Annotated in this window: 15 protein-coding genes and 1 other RNA gene; 6 read left to right on the top strand and 10 right to left on the bottom strand. The window is 63.0% G+C overall.

The window, feature by feature from the left end:
• Window positions 1–79: 79 nt before the first annotated feature.
• The gene (gene def, locus V1288_RS14315; RefSeq protein ID WP_334357642.1) at window positions 80–607 is read right to left on the bottom strand and encodes a peptide deformylase; all 528 of its coding nucleotides are present in this window, start codon (window positions 605–607) and stop codon (window positions 80–82) included.
• Window positions 608–776: 169 nt separating this feature from the next.
• Between def and V1288_RS14310 the strand changes: the two genes are divergently transcribed.
• Window positions 777–1,985 (top strand): DNA recombination protein RmuC, encoded by a 1,209-nt coding sequence (locus V1288_RS14310; protein ID WP_334357641.1) that lies wholly within the window; start codon window positions 777–779, stop codon window positions 1,983–1,985.
• Between the two features lie 92 nt (window positions 1,986–2,077).
• A complete protein-coding gene (locus V1288_RS14305; protein ID WP_334357640.1) occupies window positions 2,078–3,442 on the top strand; it encodes an AmpG family muropeptide MFS transporter in 1,365 nt (454 codons plus the stop codon).
• A gap of 113 nt (window positions 3,443–3,555) precedes the next feature.
• Here V1288_RS14305 and V1288_RS14300 read toward each other — a convergent pair whose 3' ends face one another.
• The 5 genes from V1288_RS14300 to ffs all read right to left on the bottom strand — a co-directional run bounded on the left by V1288_RS14300 (window position 3,556) and on the right by ffs (window position 7,003).
• On the bottom strand, window positions 3,556–3,984 hold the full coding sequence (locus V1288_RS14300; protein ID WP_334357639.1) for a hypothetical protein: 429 nt from the start codon (window positions 3,982–3,984) through the stop codon (window positions 3,556–3,558).
• Between the two features lie 24 nt (window positions 3,985–4,008).
• Window positions 4,009–4,614 (bottom strand): recombination mediator RecR, encoded by a 606-nt coding sequence (gene recR / locus V1288_RS14295; protein ID WP_057852534.1) that lies wholly within the window; start codon window positions 4,612–4,614, stop codon window positions 4,009–4,011.
• 1 nt (window position 4,615) lies between these two features.
• Window positions 4,616–4,936 (bottom strand): YbaB/EbfC family nucleoid-associated protein, encoded by a 321-nt coding sequence (locus V1288_RS14290; protein WP_334357638.1) that lies wholly within the window; start codon window positions 4,934–4,936, stop codon window positions 4,616–4,618.
• Window positions 4,937–4,960: 24 nt separating this feature from the next.
• A complete protein-coding gene (locus V1288_RS14285) occupies window positions 4,961–6,796 on the bottom strand; it encodes a DNA polymerase III subunit gamma/tau (RefSeq protein ID WP_334357637.1) in 1,836 nt (611 codons plus the stop codon).
• 110 nt (window positions 6,797–6,906) lie between these two features.
• Window positions 6,907–7,003: signal recognition particle sRNA small type (gene ffs / locus V1288_RS14280), an RNA gene on the bottom strand.
• A gap of 228 nt (window positions 7,004–7,231) precedes the next feature.
• Here ffs and V1288_RS14275 point away from each other — a divergent pair.
• The 4 genes from V1288_RS14275 (at window position 7,232) to V1288_RS14260 (ending at window position 10,224) form a co-directional block, all read left to right on the top strand.
• The gene (locus V1288_RS14275) at window positions 7,232–7,657 is read left to right on the top strand and encodes an HIT domain-containing protein (protein ID WP_212422218.1); all 426 of its coding nucleotides are present in this window, start codon (window positions 7,232–7,234) and stop codon (window positions 7,655–7,657) included.
• A gap of 4 nt (window positions 7,658–7,661) precedes the next feature.
• Window positions 7,662–8,612, top strand: a complete 951-nt coding sequence (gene nudC, locus V1288_RS14270; RefSeq protein WP_334357636.1) for an NAD(+) diphosphatase — start codon at window positions 7,662–7,664, stop codon at window positions 8,610–8,612.
• Between the two features lie 80 nt (window positions 8,613–8,692).
• Window positions 8,693–9,655 (top strand): sugar kinase, encoded by a 963-nt coding sequence (locus tag V1288_RS14265; RefSeq protein ID WP_334357635.1) that lies wholly within the window; start codon window positions 8,693–8,695, stop codon window positions 9,653–9,655.
• A gap of 68 nt (window positions 9,656–9,723) precedes the next feature.
• On the top strand, window positions 9,724–10,224 hold the full coding sequence (locus V1288_RS14260) for an Lrp/AsnC family transcriptional regulator (protein WP_334357634.1): 501 nt from the start codon (window positions 9,724–9,726) through the stop codon (window positions 10,222–10,224).
• A 117-nt stretch (window positions 10,225–10,341) separates the two neighbouring features.
• On the opposite strand, the gene V1288_RS14255 is transcribed toward V1288_RS14260, so the two are convergent.
• The 4 genes from V1288_RS14255 to V1288_RS14240 form a co-directional block, all read right to left on the bottom strand.
• Window positions 10,342–11,841: a phosphomannomutase/phosphoglucomutase gene (locus V1288_RS14255; RefSeq protein WP_334357633.1), complete on the bottom strand. Its 1,500-nt coding sequence runs from the start codon at window positions 11,839–11,841 to the stop codon at window positions 10,342–10,344.
• A gap of 139 nt (window positions 11,842–11,980) precedes the next feature.
• Window positions 11,981–12,328, bottom strand: a complete 348-nt coding sequence (locus V1288_RS14250) for a HepT-like ribonuclease domain-containing protein (RefSeq protein WP_334357632.1) — start codon at window positions 12,326–12,328, stop codon at window positions 11,981–11,983.
• The gene (locus V1288_RS14245; protein ID WP_334357631.1) at window positions 12,318–12,614 is read right to left on the bottom strand and encodes a nucleotidyltransferase family protein; all 297 of its coding nucleotides are present in this window, start codon (window positions 12,612–12,614) and stop codon (window positions 12,318–12,320) included. Before V1288_RS14245 ends, V1288_RS14250 begins: the two co-directional genes overlap by 11 nt.
• A gap of 54 nt (window positions 12,615–12,668) precedes the next feature.
• Window positions 12,669–13,184, bottom strand: coding sequence for a TIGR02281 family clan AA aspartic protease (locus V1288_RS14240; protein ID WP_334357630.1), 516 nt, complete (start codon window positions 13,182–13,184; stop codon window positions 12,669–12,671).
• Window positions 13,185–13,187: the final 3 nt, after the last annotated feature.

Raw genomic sequence — 13,187 nt, 5'->3', positions numbered from 1 at the left:
CATGGCCGGGCTTGTCCCGGCCATCCGCGTCTTTTGCAGCAAGATAGACGTGGGCATGACGGCTGAGAGGGTGGCGGCCTTACTCCGCCGCGCGCTTGGCGGCCTTGGTAAACTTCTTCAAAACCCGGTCGCGCTTCAGCTTGGACAGATAGTCGACGAACAGCACGCCGTTGAGGTGGTCGATCTCGTGCTGGATGCAGGTGGCGAACAGGCCGTCGGCATCTTCCTCGTGCAACTTGCCGTCGAGATCGGTGAAGCGGATGCGGACCTGCGCCGGGCGCTCGACCTCCTCGTAATATTCGGGGATCGAGAGACAGCCTTCCTCGTAGACCGACAATTCCTCCGACGAGGAGATGATTTCCGGGTTGATGAACACCCGCGGCTTAGGCTTGGTTTCGCCGTTCTCGTCCTTCTTGGCCAGGTCCATGGTGATCAGCCGCAGCGGCTGCGCGACCTGGATCGCCGCCAGCCCGATACCGGGGGCGTCGTACATGGTCTCGAACATGTCGTCGGCAAGCTTGCGGATCTCCGTCGTCACTTTCTCGACAGGTTTGGAGACGAGCCGCAACTGCTTGTCCGGCAGGATGATGATTTCTCTGATGGCCATAGCGCGCGATTTAAGCCGCCGACTTGTCGCGGTCAATGCGCGGAGGAACTCCTTAACCGGGCCTTAACCATGATTTTTAAGACGGCGTTAACCACGAAAATTAACCCGCCATTTACCATAAATGTTCCCTCTTCGTTCGCGAAAGCCGGCGAATCGGCTACAAAGCCCCATGAACGAAATTCTCTTCATGGTCGGCGACCAGCCGATTCACGTTGGCGAGGCGCTGGCAGGTTTCGGCGCGCTCGCTTTGGTGCTCTTGCTGGCGATCGTCATCGTCATCACCCGGTCCGGCCGCCGCGGCGCGGAACTGGCGATGGCCCAGGCGATCCGCGCCGACGAGTTGGAGGAGCGCTTAAGCCAGATGCTGCGGGCGCAGAGCGAGTCCACCGGGCGGGTCGATGCGATGGCGCAGTCGCTGGCCGGCCGCCAGGCCGAGATGGCGCGCGCGGTCAACGAGCGGCTGGATTCGGTGACGCACCGGGTCGGCCAGTCGATGGAGGCGACCACGCGCCACACCATGGACAGTCTGCGCGTGCTGCACGAGCGGCTCGGCATCATCGACAATGCGCACAAGAACCTCACCGACCTGACGTCGCAGGTCACGACGCTGCGCGACGTGCTCGCCAACAAGCAGTCGCGCGGCGCCTTCGGCCAGGCGCGGATGGAAGCGATCGTGCAGGACGGCATGCCGCAGGGCTCCTACGAGTTCCAGTACACGCTCTCGTCTGGCAAACGGCCGGACTGTGTCGTGTTCCTGCCCGACCAGCGGCCACTCTGCATCGACGCGAAATTTCCGCTGGAAGCGATGACCGCGCTGCACGATGCGCGCAGCGACGAGGAGCGGAAATTCGCCAGCCAGCGCTTGCGCAACGACGTGATGAAGCATGTCAGCGACATCGCGGAAAAGTACCTGATCACCGGCGAGACGCAGGACACCGCGCTGATGTTCGTACCGTCGGAATCGGTCTATGCCGAGATCCACGACGGTTTCGACGACGTGATCCAGAAGGCCTATCGCGCCCGCGTCGTGCTGGTGTCGCCCTCGCTCCTGATGCTGGCGATCCAGGTGATGCAGCAGATCCTGAAAGACGCGCGGATGCGCGATGCCGCCGACCAGATCCGCACCGAAGTGCTCAATCTCGGCGACGACCTCTGCCGCCTGCGCGAGCGCGTGATCAAGCTGCAGAAGCACTTTGGCGACGTCAACGAGGATGTGCGACAGATTTTGATCTCCGCCGACAAGATCGAAAAACGCGCCGGGCGGATCGAGGAGCTCGATTTCAGCAAGACGGATGCGCCGGTGGAAGCCCCGCGCGTGATCAAGGGGGGAACAGCCGAGCTGTTCCCCGCGCCGCGCAAGCTGCAGGCGGGGGAGTAGGGGTTATTGCGCGGCTACAGCCACATATCAAACCGTCGTCGCCAGGGCGATGACAGTCTTTTTTGTGGCCGAATCTCTGCTAACACCCCCCCATGACCGCACCAGAGTCCGTCTCGGTTTCACCTCAGAAAGCTCCCGTTCCCTCCTGGCGCGAGGGCCTCGCTGTCTATCTGCAGCCACGGGTGCTGATCGTGCTGCTGCTCGGGTTCTCCTCAGGGCTGCCGCTGGCGCTGTCGGGATCGACGCTACTGGTCTGGATGCGTGAGTCCGGCGTCGATCTTGTCACCATCGGGCTGTTCGCAATGGTCGGCACACCCTACACGCTGAAGTTCCTGTGGGCGCCGCTGGTCGACGCACTGCACGTGCCGCTCTTCACGCGCGCGTTTGGGCGACGGCGCGGCTGGCTGGTGTTTTCGCAGATGCTTCTGATCGGCGCGATCCTGCTGCTGGCGCTGACTGATCCTGCGCGCTCGCCGCTGTTCGTCGCACTCGGGGCATTGCTGGTCGCGACCATGTCGTCGACGCAGGACATCGTGGTCGATGCATTTCGCGTCGAGAGCCTGCCGGAGAGCGAGCAGGCCGCCGGCATGGCGTCGTATGTCGCGGCCTATCGCATCGGAATGCTGGTCTCGACGGCGGGCGCGCTGTTCATTGTCACGGGCTTCGAGGGCACCGGTATTACGCGCAGCGCGGCCTGGATGTGGGGCTATGTGGTGATGGCCGCGCTGGTGCTGATCGGCACGATCACGGCCCTCGTCGCGACCGAGCCCGAGCAATCCGCGCGCGCCGAAGCCGCGACGCGCACGGAGAGTGCCTTTGCGCGGGTACTTCGCGCCGCGGTCGGGGCGTTCTCGGAGTTCCTCGTCCGCAAGGACGCTCTCGCGGCGCTCGCCTTCGTCGTGCTGTTCAAATTCACCGACGCGTTCTCCGGCACCATGACCGCGCCGTTCGTGATCGATCTCGGCTTCACGCGCAATGATTATGCCGCCATCGTCAAGGGCGTGGGGCTCGCCGCCACCCTGATCGGCGGCTTCGCGGGCGGTTTCGTGGCGCGACGCTATTCGCTGGCCGCGAGCCTGTGGATCGGCGGCGTGCTGCAGGCGATCGCCAATCTGTCGTTCTCGTGGCTCGCGTTGGTTGGCGTCAACCAATGGGCGCTGGCGTTCGCGATCACGGCGGAGAACTTCACCAGCGCCATCGGCACCGTGATCTTCGTCGCCTATCTTTCGGCGCTGTGCCGCAATCCGCTGCACACTGCGACCCAATATGCGCTGCTCACGGCGCTGGCCGCGGTGGGGCGGACGTATTTGTCGTCCGGCGCAGGCTATGTGGCGAAGGCTGTGGGATGGCCGATGTTTTTTGCGATCTGCGTCTTGGTCGCGGTGCCGAGCCTGATCCTGCTGGCCTGGCTGCAGCGCCGTGGGCATTTTGACGAATTGGGGCCGGTGAAGGTTTAGTCTTGTAGCCGGATGGAGCGAAGCGCAATCCGGGGCCGGTGCGATGGCGGCTAAAGCACCCCCGGATTGCGCTGCGCTCCATCCGAGCTACGATGCGCTACGAGGTTCGCTATTCAGTGCTTGGTCACCACGCTCCATTTGGTGACGACGGCTTCGCTGATCTGCCCGGCGTCCTGCGCGCAGGCAACTTCGTCGACTTTCACGGAAATTTCCTTGCCGATGAAATTCTTCAGTTGCGCGGCCTGGGCGTCGCTGCTGGTGACGAGCTGGAACGTCTCAGGGCCCGTTTCGAGGTTGCAGAGCCCGCTCGGCGGCGGCAGCCGGCGCGGTTCGCTGGTGATCTGGTAGGTCGCGGCGCGCTTGCTCTTCTTGCCGCCCTTCATGGCGTTGAGTTCACCGGACAGGACATCGCCGGCATTGATCAGCTTGCCGGGCTTCGGCGCCGGCTCGGCCTGTTGCGCCCATGCGGAAGGCGCAGCCAGAGCCGCGGCCATGATGATGACCGCAAAGCGGGAGCGTTTGCCGAATCGTCGTTTCGTCATGTCGATCAGTTCCGTTGATGTGGGTTAGAACAGCGTTCGCTGCCGCATGGCAGCCGATAGCGTACCTTCGTCGAGATAATCAAGCTCGCCGCCGACAGGCACGCCGTGCGCGAGCCGGGTCACCTTGACGTTGGCGTCCTGCAGGAGATCGGTGATGTAATGGGCGGTGGTCTGGCCATCAACCGTTGCGTTCAGCGCCAGAACGATCTCGCCGACTTGTGACTCGTGCGCGCGCGCCACCAGCGCATCGATGGTCAGATCCTGCGGACCGACGCCGTCGAGCGGCGACAATGTGGCGCCGAGCACGTGATAGCGGCCGTTGGTCGCATTCGCCCGTTCCAGCGCCCAGAGATCGGCGACGTCGGCGACTACGACGATGGTCGAGGGATCGCGCCGCGGGTCGGTGCACACCGTGCAGGGATTTTGCGTGTCGATATTGCCGCAGGTCTTGCAGACTTGAATCTTGTCGATCGCGACCTGCAGGGCGCCGGCGAGCGGCGTCATCAGCGCCTCGCGCTTCTTGATCAGGTGCAGCGCCGCGCGCCGCGCCGAGCGCGGCCCTAGGCCCGGCAGGCGCGCCAGGAGCTGGATCAGGCGTTCGATTTCAGGGCCGGCAACGCTGGCGGCCATTTCAGGTCAGACCAAGACCGGGCGGCAGCCCAAGCCCGCCGGTCAGTGCCTGCATCTTTTCCATCGCCGCGGTTTCCGCCTTGCGCCGCGCTTCGTTGTGCGCGGTCACCAGCAGATCCTCGAGCACTTCACGCTCTTCGGCCTTCATCAACGACGGATCGATCCTGACGCCCTTCACTTCCATCTTCGCAGTCATGCGCACGGCGACCAGCCCACCGCCGGAGATGCCCTCGACCTCGAGATTGCCGAGCTCTTCCTGCATTGCCTGCATCTTGGATTGCAGTTCTGCTGCCTGCTTCATCATGCCGAGAAAATCAGCCATTCGTTCGTCCTCTCGAGAGTCCGATCAGTCGTCGTCGGACGTCTCGTTCAACTCTTCACCGTTAATATTGGATTCCGGCGGCTCGGCGGCAAGCCGGCGCACCTCGACCACCTTGGCGCCGGGAAATCGCGCCAGCACCTCCTGCACGCGCGGATCGGCCTCCGCGGCGCGCGCGTGCTCGTTCCTCGCCTGCTCATTCTGCGAGCGCAGCGTCGGCTGGCCGGCCTCGTTGGAGACGATCACAGTCCAGCGCCGCCCGGTCCACAATTCCAGCTTGCGGGAGAGGTCGTTGACCAACCCCCGCGCCGCATTGCGCTCCAGCGCCACTTCCAGCCGGCCGTCCTCGAACCGGACGAGGCGCATATCGGATTCCAGCGCCGTCTTGGTCAGGATATCGCGTTTCTCGCCGGCGAGGGCGACCAGTTGCGGAAAAGTGGTGATCCGCAAGACGGCCGCGGACTCGGTTTGGGCTGACGGCGCCGCCATTTGCGGCCGCGCGGACGCTTCCGCGCCGGAGCGGGGCGATGCAGGCGTCCGCATCGGCGACGCGGCAGGCATTGAAGATACCGGCGCGGTGGGCGCAGCCCGTGACGGCGCCGCGCCCCCGGAGGCCATTTGCGCTCCGCCGCCGTTCTGGTCGAGCATCCGGATCGCCTCATCCGGCGTCGGCAAATCAGCGACATAGGCGATGCGGACCAGCACCATTTCGGCGGCCGCCGCCGGGCGGGTCGCGGTCTGCACCTCGGCGATGCCCTTGAGCAGCATCTGCCACATCCGCGACAGCACCCGCATCGACAATTTTGCGGCGAATTCGCGGGCGCGGACACGCTCGGTCTCGCCGAACGCGACATTGTCAGCAGTGGCGGGAACGAATTTCACCCGGGTGACGAAATTGACGAATTCGGCGAGATCAGACAGCACCACGACCGGATCGGCGCCGACGTCGTATTGGCTGCGGAATTCGCCAAAGGCGCTGGCGATATCGCCGCGCGCCAGGTGCTCGAACAGGTCGATTACCCGGGTGCGGTCGGCGAGCCCCAGCATCTGCCGGACGGCGTCGGCACGGACAAGGCCCGCTGCATGCGCGATCGCCTGATCGAACAAAGACAGCGAATCGCGCACCGAGCCTTCCGCGGCGCGGGCGATGATGCCGAGCGCCTCGGGCTCGACTTCAACACCTTCCTTTGCGGCGATGTTGCTGAGATGGTTCATCAACACATCGGCCTCGACGCGGCGGAGATCAAAACGCTGGCAGCGCGACAGCACGGTGACCGGGACTTTGCGGATTTCGGTGGTGGCGAACACGAATTTGGCGTGCTCTGGCGGCTCCTCCAGCGTCTTCAGGAAGGCGTTGAAGGCCGCCGTCGACAGCATGTGGACTTCGTCGATGATGTAGACTTTGTAGCGGGCGCTGGCCGGCGCGTAGCGGACGCTGTCATTGATCTGGCGGACGTCGTCGACGCCGGTATGGGACGCGGCGTCCATTTCCAGCACGTCCATGTGCCGGCTTTCCATGATCGCCTGGCAGTGCACGCCGAGGTCGGGCATGTGGATGGTCGGTCCCTTCACCGAGCCATCAGGCTTTTCGTAGTTCAGTGCGCGGGCGAGAATCCGCGCCGTGGTGGTTTTGCCGACGCCGCGGACGCCGGTCAGGATCCAGGCCTGCGGAATCCGGCCCGTTTCGAACGCGTTCGAAACGGTGCGGACCATGGCCTCCTGGCCGATCAGGTCGTCGAAGCTGGAGGGGCGGTATTTGCGTGCCAGCACCCGGTAGGGCTTGGCAGCCTCGCCCTGGCCGAGAGCAAAACCGCCCTGGCCGGCGCCGTCTGACTTGTCGGGGGGAGCGCCAGCATCACTCATCGGTCGATCCGCAATTGATTGTCTCTCGGGGCCGGCTTGCGGAAAGGAACGAAATCAGGCGCAAGGCGCGGACCTTTCCGCCTTCCTTGCGCGATTCGCTCGAAAAACAGGTAGGAGACTGACGAGCGACCCGATCCGGACCTCGTTAGGGCTGCTTCCTTCCGGACCTGACCCGGTTGGCGAGTGGCTCGTCCACCGCCAATCTCCCGGTCCTTATTTGGGGCCAAAAGGCCCGGAAAGCAAGCGGGGTTGAGTGGGTGCCATGCGCCGGAACTACCCTGTTTCGTCATGGCCGGGCTTGACCCGGCCATCCACGTCTTGCTTCTTCCAATTGAGCGCAAAAAAGACGTGGATGCCCGGGACAAGCCCGGGCATGACGGGTGTTGTTGCAGTGGCCGCCCTCTGCAATCCTACTTCAAGGATCATAGAACCCTAATGCCCTCTGACGCCTCCGCCTGGTCGCTGCATTCCCAGCTCAAAAAGGACACGATCGACATCGGTGACCTGCCGCTGTGCAAGGTGCTGGTCATCAAGGATGCGCACTACCCGTGGCTGCTGCTGGTGCCGCGCCGGGAGGGTGCGGTGGAAATCATCGACCTCGACGAGGTCGCGCAGGCGCAGTTGATGACCGAAATCTCACGGGTCTCGCGCGCGCTGAAAGAGATCACCAAATGCGACAAGCTCAATGTCGCCGCGCTGGGTAATCTGGTGCCGCAGTTGCACGTCCACGTCATCGCGCGGCGCACCAGCGATGCGGCCTGGCCGCGCCCGGTCTGGGGCGTGATGCCGCCGCTGGCGCATGACGCCGAGGAAGTACAGAATTTCATCAACGCGCTTCGCCGCAAGATCTGGTTAGGTTGAACCGATGTCCGCATTCGACAAATATCCGCTGGGGAAGCCCGCTTTCGTTACCCATATTCTGGATCGCGCCGCGCATCTGCGCAGCAATGACGAAAAACTGTTCGCGCTGGAGAGCCAGCGCAACGCCGGCGCCTATGTGATCTACCGCGACTCGCTTCTGGTGAGGCAGGAGGCGGATGGGCCGCGCGTGCTGCTCGGCGTCGAAGAGGCCGTGAAACTCGGCGCCAATCCCGGCACGATCTTTTTGGGCCTGCGCGACGGCGCGCCGGTTTTCGGCATGGGCATTTCGGCCACAGCCGTGGAGAAGCTGATCACGCGCGACGACGTCGCCGTGACCGAGCTGCGCGGCATGGCCATGCAGGGCACGGTGCCGCCGGAACAGCTCTCCGCCATCGCCATGGCCAAATCGATGGTGACCTGGCACCAGCGTCACGGCTTCTGCGCCAATTGCGGCACCCGTACCACGATGAAGGAGGGCGGCTGGAAGCGCGAGTGCCCGAGTTGCAAGGCCGAGCATTTTCCGCGCACCGATCCGGTCGTGATCATGCTGGTCGCGTCAGGCGACAAATGCCTGCTCGGCCGGCAGAAGCAGTTCTTGCCGGGGATGTGGTCGTGTCTGGCCGGCTTCGTCGAAGCGGCGGAGACGATCGAAGACGCGGTCCGCCGCGAGATTTTCGAGGAATCCGGCATTCGCTGCACCGACGTGAGCTATTACATGACGCAGCCATGGCCGTATCCGTCATCGCTGATGATCGGATGCGCCGCACGCGCACTCAACGAGGATATCGTGGTGGACCGCACCGAGCTCGAGGACGCGCGCTGGTTCGATCGCGCCGAGGTCGCCCTGATGCACCGGCGTGAACATCCTGACGGCTTATTTGCAGCGCATCCGTTCGCCATCGCGCATCATCTGATCGGACGCTGGGTGCATGGGGAAAGCAACACGGGCGCATAGCGGGAACCGTCCATGAACCAAGCGATTAACTCGGGACCCTGGTTCCGGCTGAAGGCGGAACCGACATGACGGATTCCCAAATGAACTTTCAGGACAAAGCGCCCAAAGTCCCGCCGCGAATTCTCTGCATCGGCATGCCGGTGCGCGACCTTACCTTCAATACCCCCGCTGTCCCCGGGCGTGGCTCCAAGGAGAATGCGACAGGCTTCGACGAAATCTGCGGCGGCAACGCGTTGAATGGCGCGATTGGCATCGTGAGGCTCGGCGGCCGCGCCTCGATCTGTGGGCCGATGGGTGATTCCAAGGAAACATCCAGTCGTTTCATCTTCGAGCAGATGGCGCATGAGGGCATCGAAACAAAACACCTCATTCACATGCCGGGGCTGGTGACGCCGATATCGGCGGTTATGATCGACCCTTCCGGCGAGCGCACGATCGTAACGTTCCGCGATCCGAAATTGTGGCATGTGAAATTGCCTGATTTCGATACGCTGCTGGACGATTGCGCCGCCATTCTTACCGAGAGCCGCTGCGCCGAATTCTGCACGGAGCTTTGCGCCGAGGCGGTCCGGCGCGGCATTCCCGTCATCGTCGACGTCGATCGCGCAATGTCGCTGCGCGAGGGCCTGTTGAATGCCTCCACGCACCTGGTGTTCTCGAGCGAACCACTGCAGGAAACCGCTGACGTCACCGACGACGCCCAGGCGCTGAAGAAAATTGCCAAACTGACCCCGTCGTTTCTGGCGGGAACCCGGGGCCCGAGGGGCACGATCTGGCTCGACGAGAACGGGGAGATCCAGGAAACGCCGGCCTTCCCGGTCCACACGGTGGACACCTTGGGCGCCGGCGACGTGTTCCATGGCGCGTTCGCGCTGGCCATTACCGAAAAGCAGGAATTGCGACAGGCGCTTCGATTCGCCTCCGCCGCCGCGGCACTGAAATGCACCCGGTTCGGCGGCGCCTTCGCCGCCCCGCAACGTGCTGAAGTTGAAGAGTTTTTGAACCACGGCCAGGTTGCAGACCGGGCGTCGAGCGGCCAATAGCAGGGCTTGCTATAGAAGAATTTTCTATATATGAGGATAACAAACCTCTCGTATGGAACATTTTTCTCATGACCGACCTAGCCATTCAGCTACCTGAAGCCAACCGTCGCTTAGACGCCATCGATCGCAAGATCCTGACCGTGCTGCAGGAGGACGCCTCCCTGTCGGTCGCCGAGATCGGGGACCGGGTCGGGTTGTCGTCGACGCCGTGCTGGAAGCGGATCCAGCGGCTGGAGGCCGACGGCGTGATCCTGCGCCGGGTAGCGCTGGTCGACCAGAACAAGATCGGGCTGGGCATTTCGGTGTTCGTGTCTGTTGAGAGCGCGGACCATTCCGAGGCCTGGCTGAAAGCCTTCGCCAGCGCCGTCAGCGCCATGCCCGAGGTGATGGAGTTTTACCGGATGGCCGGCGACGTCGACTACATGCTGCGCGTCGTGGTCGCCGACATGGCGAGCTATGACGTGTTCTACAAGAAGCTGATCAGCGCGGTGCCGCTGAAGAACGTCACCTCGCGCTTTGCGATGGAGAAGATCAAGTCGGTGACCGCGCTGCCGGTGCCGGCGGCGTAGGAGCGGTCGACTTAAGCTCGTCACACGCGGGCTTGACCCGCGTGCCCATCGATCTTCACAAGAACTTTTCGAAGCGGATGGATTGCCGGGTCAAGCCCGGCAATGACAGCTCTGAATTCAAATCTTCTGATTGTACGCGCCGACCTCCGGATGCGTCCGCAGCACCGAATCCATCGCCTCGAACATGTCGCGCATGCGCTGTTCGGAAACCGGGCTTTCGACCACCACTACCAGTTCCGGCTTGTTGGATGAGGCCCGCACCAGGCCCCAGCTTCCGTCCTCGACGGTCACGCGCACGCCGTTGACGGTGACGAGATCGCGGATTTTTTGGCCCGCGACCTTGTCGCCGTTTTTCTGCAGCGCTTCGAAATGCTTCACCACGGCATCGGCGACGCCGTATTTCGCCTCGTCGGCGCAATGCGGCGACATCGTCGGCGACGACCAGGTTTTCGGAATCGCGTCTTTCAGGTCCGCCATCGACTTGCCAGACGCGCGGTCGAGCATCTCGCAGATCGCAATTGCCGAGACGAGGCCATCGTCATAGCCGCGGCCGAACGGCTTGTTGAAGAAGAAGTGACCGGATTTCTCGAAGCCCGCCAGCGCGCCCATCTCGTTGGTGCGGCGCTTCATGTAGGAATGGCCGGTCTTCCAGTACGCCGTCTTCGCACCCTGCTTCTGCAGCACCGGGTCAGTCACGAACAGTCCGGTGGATTTCACGTCGACCACGAACTGCGCGTCCTTGTGGATCGCCGACATGTCGCGCGCCAGCATCACGCCGACCTTGTCGGCGAAAATTTCCTCACCGGTGTTGTCGACCACGCCGCAGCGGTCGCCGTCACCGTCGAAGCCCAGGCCCACATCGGCCTTGTGCTTGAGCACCGCGTCGCGGATCGCGTGCAGCATCTCCATGTCTTCGGGGTTCGGATTGTATTTCGGGAACGTATGATCGAGTTCGGTGTCGAGCGGAATCACTTCGCAGCCGATCGCCTCCATCACCGGCGGCGCAAAGGCGCCGGCCGTACCATTGCCGCAGGCGACGACGACCTTCAGCTTGCGCTTGAGCTTCGGCCGCTTCGTAAGATCGGCGATGTAGCGCGCCGGGAAATTCTCGTGAAAATGATAGGAACCGCCAGCCTTGTTGTCGAACTCGGCGTTGAGCACGATTTCCTTCAGCCGCGTCATCTCGTCGGGACCGAAGGTGAGCGGGCGGTTAACGCCCATCTTGACGCCGGTCCAGCCATTGTCGTTATGCGACGCCGTCACCATGGCGACGCAGGGCACGTCCAGATCGAACTGCGCGAAATAGGCCATCGGCGTCACCGCAAGCCCGATGTCATGCACCTTGCATCCCGCCGCCATCAGGCCGGAAATCAGCGCGTATTTGATCGAGGCCGAATAGCCGCGAAAATCGTGACCGGTAACGATTTCTTGTTTGACGCCGAGTTCCTTGATCAGTGCGCCGAGCCCCATGCCCAGCGCCTGAATGCCCATCAGGTTGATTTCCTTTTCGAACAGCCAGCGCGCGTCGTATTCGCGAAAGCCGGTTGCCTTCACCATCGGCCCGGATTCATAGGCATAGGTATTCGGAACGAGCATGGATTTGGGCTTCGGGAACATGGGGAGGCCTTATCAATAAAATGCGAGGGAACACCGCAGCCTTAGCGAATGCTGGGGCGCAGCGGAAGGCGGGACCGGCGGCTTGTGACGATTAATTGCGGCGAATTTGGCAGTTGCAGGCAAACGACACCACCGGGACTTAGGCGCGCGATCGCCGAATTTCTGCTTCGATCACAACCTTCAACGGCGGCAGGGATTGCTGCACGGTCTCCCAAACCAGTTGGGCCGCAACGTCCTCGTAATCGTGACGATAGACATTTCCAGCGTCTGCCATTTGCTTCCAAGAAATCGCGGAGTGGCGCGCCTTTGGCTCATTTGGTAGGCGCCGCGAAGCTTCAGATATGATCTCCAGGCAACGAGTAACTGCATAGAAAGCCTGCAAATCCGCCTTAAATGTTTCGCGATCCAGACCTTCGACGAAGTTCTCCGCCAAATCGATGTGGTGGAGGATATCGCGGAGCGCACGGTTCGTGGGGTCAGAAGGCATAGATGGCGTCGGCCATTGCCGCCGGACGGACATAAGGTTTGAGCCCTTCGCGGTTCACAACGTCCACGGGCCTGTCAAAAAGCTGCGCGATGTATTCCTTGATATCCACGTAGTCGAAGACCGTAATCCGAGCCTCCGGATCGAGTTCGATCATGATGTCGATATCGCTGTCGGAACGATTTTCGCCGCGTGCCACTGACCCGAACAAGGCGGCATGCTTCACACCGCGCCCGCGCAGGGCGTGTTCGGAGCGTCGCAGGGTCTCCAGGGCTTCGGAACTGTTCATCTGGAAAATATAGCATGCCGCCAGGCAAACCGGGAGAGGCAACGGGCGGGAGCCCTACTGTTCCAGCACCAGCCTACCGTTGGCATATTCGAAACGCTTCAGCTTCGACAGGAACGACAGGCCGAGCAGGTTCTCCGACAGTGCCTCGTCGGGCAGCACCAGGGCGTCGACGTCGCGCACGATGAGGCCGCCGAGTTCGATCATGGCAAGCCGCGTGCGCGCGGCCTTGATGGTGCCGTTGGCGGTAGTCACGGTGGCGTTGTAATCGCTGCGCGAGGGACGCAGGCCAAACCGCGCCGCCGACTTTTCATTCAGCGCCACCAGCGAGGCGCCGGTGTCGATCATGAAATTGACGCGCTGACCGTCGATACGGCCGTCGGTCTGGAAATGGCCGCGGGCGTCGCGAGGGATGTCGAGGCTGCGGCCAGAGGCTTGCGCGACCGTTTGGCCGGAAGCTTTGTTCGGCGACGTGCTGGCGGAGGCGGGCGCCGCCGACATCTTGTCCGCCATCTGCGCCATATAGGTTCCGGCGCCGACCAGGATGGCGGCGAGGATCATCAGGTTACGCATTAC

The organism is Bradyrhizobium sp. AZCC 2176 (genome assembly GCF_036924645.1).
Classification (GTDB): domain Bacteria; phylum Pseudomonadota; class Alphaproteobacteria; order Rhizobiales; family Xanthobacteraceae; genus Bradyrhizobium.
Note: the sequence above shows the minus strand (reverse complement) of the source record. Positions and strands in the feature narration are given on the sequence as shown.

Coding starts and splice junctions, on each gene's coding strand:
- V1288_RS14255 (WP_334357633.1), bottom strand. CDS start 11,841: ATGTTCCCGAAGCCCAAATCCATGCTCGTTCCGAATACCTATGCCTAT.
- V1288_RS14290 (WP_334357638.1), bottom strand. CDS start 4,936: ATGGCTGATTTTCTCGGCATGATGAAGCAGGCAGCAGAACTGCAATCC.
- def (WP_334357642.1), bottom strand. CDS start 607: ATGGCCATCAGAGAAATCATCATCCTGCCGGACAAGCAGTTGCGGCTC.
- V1288_RS14285 (WP_334357637.1), bottom strand. CDS start 6,796: ATGAGTGATGCTGGCGCTCCCCCCGACAAGTCAGACGGCGCCGGCCAG.
- nudC (WP_334357636.1), top strand. CDS start 7,662: ATGTCCGCATTCGACAAATATCCGCTGGGGAAGCCCGCTTTCGTTACC.
- V1288_RS14275 (WP_212422218.1), top strand. CDS start 7,232: ATGCCCTCTGACGCCTCCGCCTGGTCGCTGCATTCCCAGCTCAAAAAG.
- V1288_RS14300 (WP_334357639.1), bottom strand. CDS start 3,984: ATGACGAAACGACGATTCGGCAAACGCTCCCGCTTTGCGGTCATCATC.
- V1288_RS14265 (WP_334357635.1), top strand. CDS start 8,693: ATGAACTTTCAGGACAAAGCGCCCAAAGTCCCGCCGCGAATTCTCTGC.
- recR (WP_057852534.1), bottom strand. CDS start 4,614: ATGGCCGCCAGCGTTGCCGGCCCTGAAATCGAACGCCTGATCCAGCTC.
- V1288_RS14240 (WP_334357630.1), bottom strand. CDS start 13,184: ATGCGTAACCTGATGATCCTCGCCGCCATCCTGGTCGGCGCCGGAACC.
- V1288_RS14305 (WP_334357640.1), top strand. CDS start 2,078: ATGACCGCACCAGAGTCCGTCTCGGTTTCACCTCAGAAAGCTCCCGTT.
- V1288_RS14310 (WP_334357641.1), top strand. CDS start 777: ATGAACGAAATTCTCTTCATGGTCGGCGACCAGCCGATTCACGTTGGC.
- V1288_RS14250 (WP_334357632.1), bottom strand. CDS start 12,328: ATGCCTTCTGACCCCACGAACCGTGCGCTCCGCGATATCCTCCACCAC.
- V1288_RS14245 (WP_334357631.1), bottom strand. CDS start 12,614: ATGAACAGTTCCGAAGCCCTGGAGACCCTGCGACGCTCCGAACACGCC.
- V1288_RS14260 (WP_334357634.1), top strand. CDS start 9,724: ATGACCGACCTAGCCATTCAGCTACCTGAAGCCAACCGTCGCTTAGAC.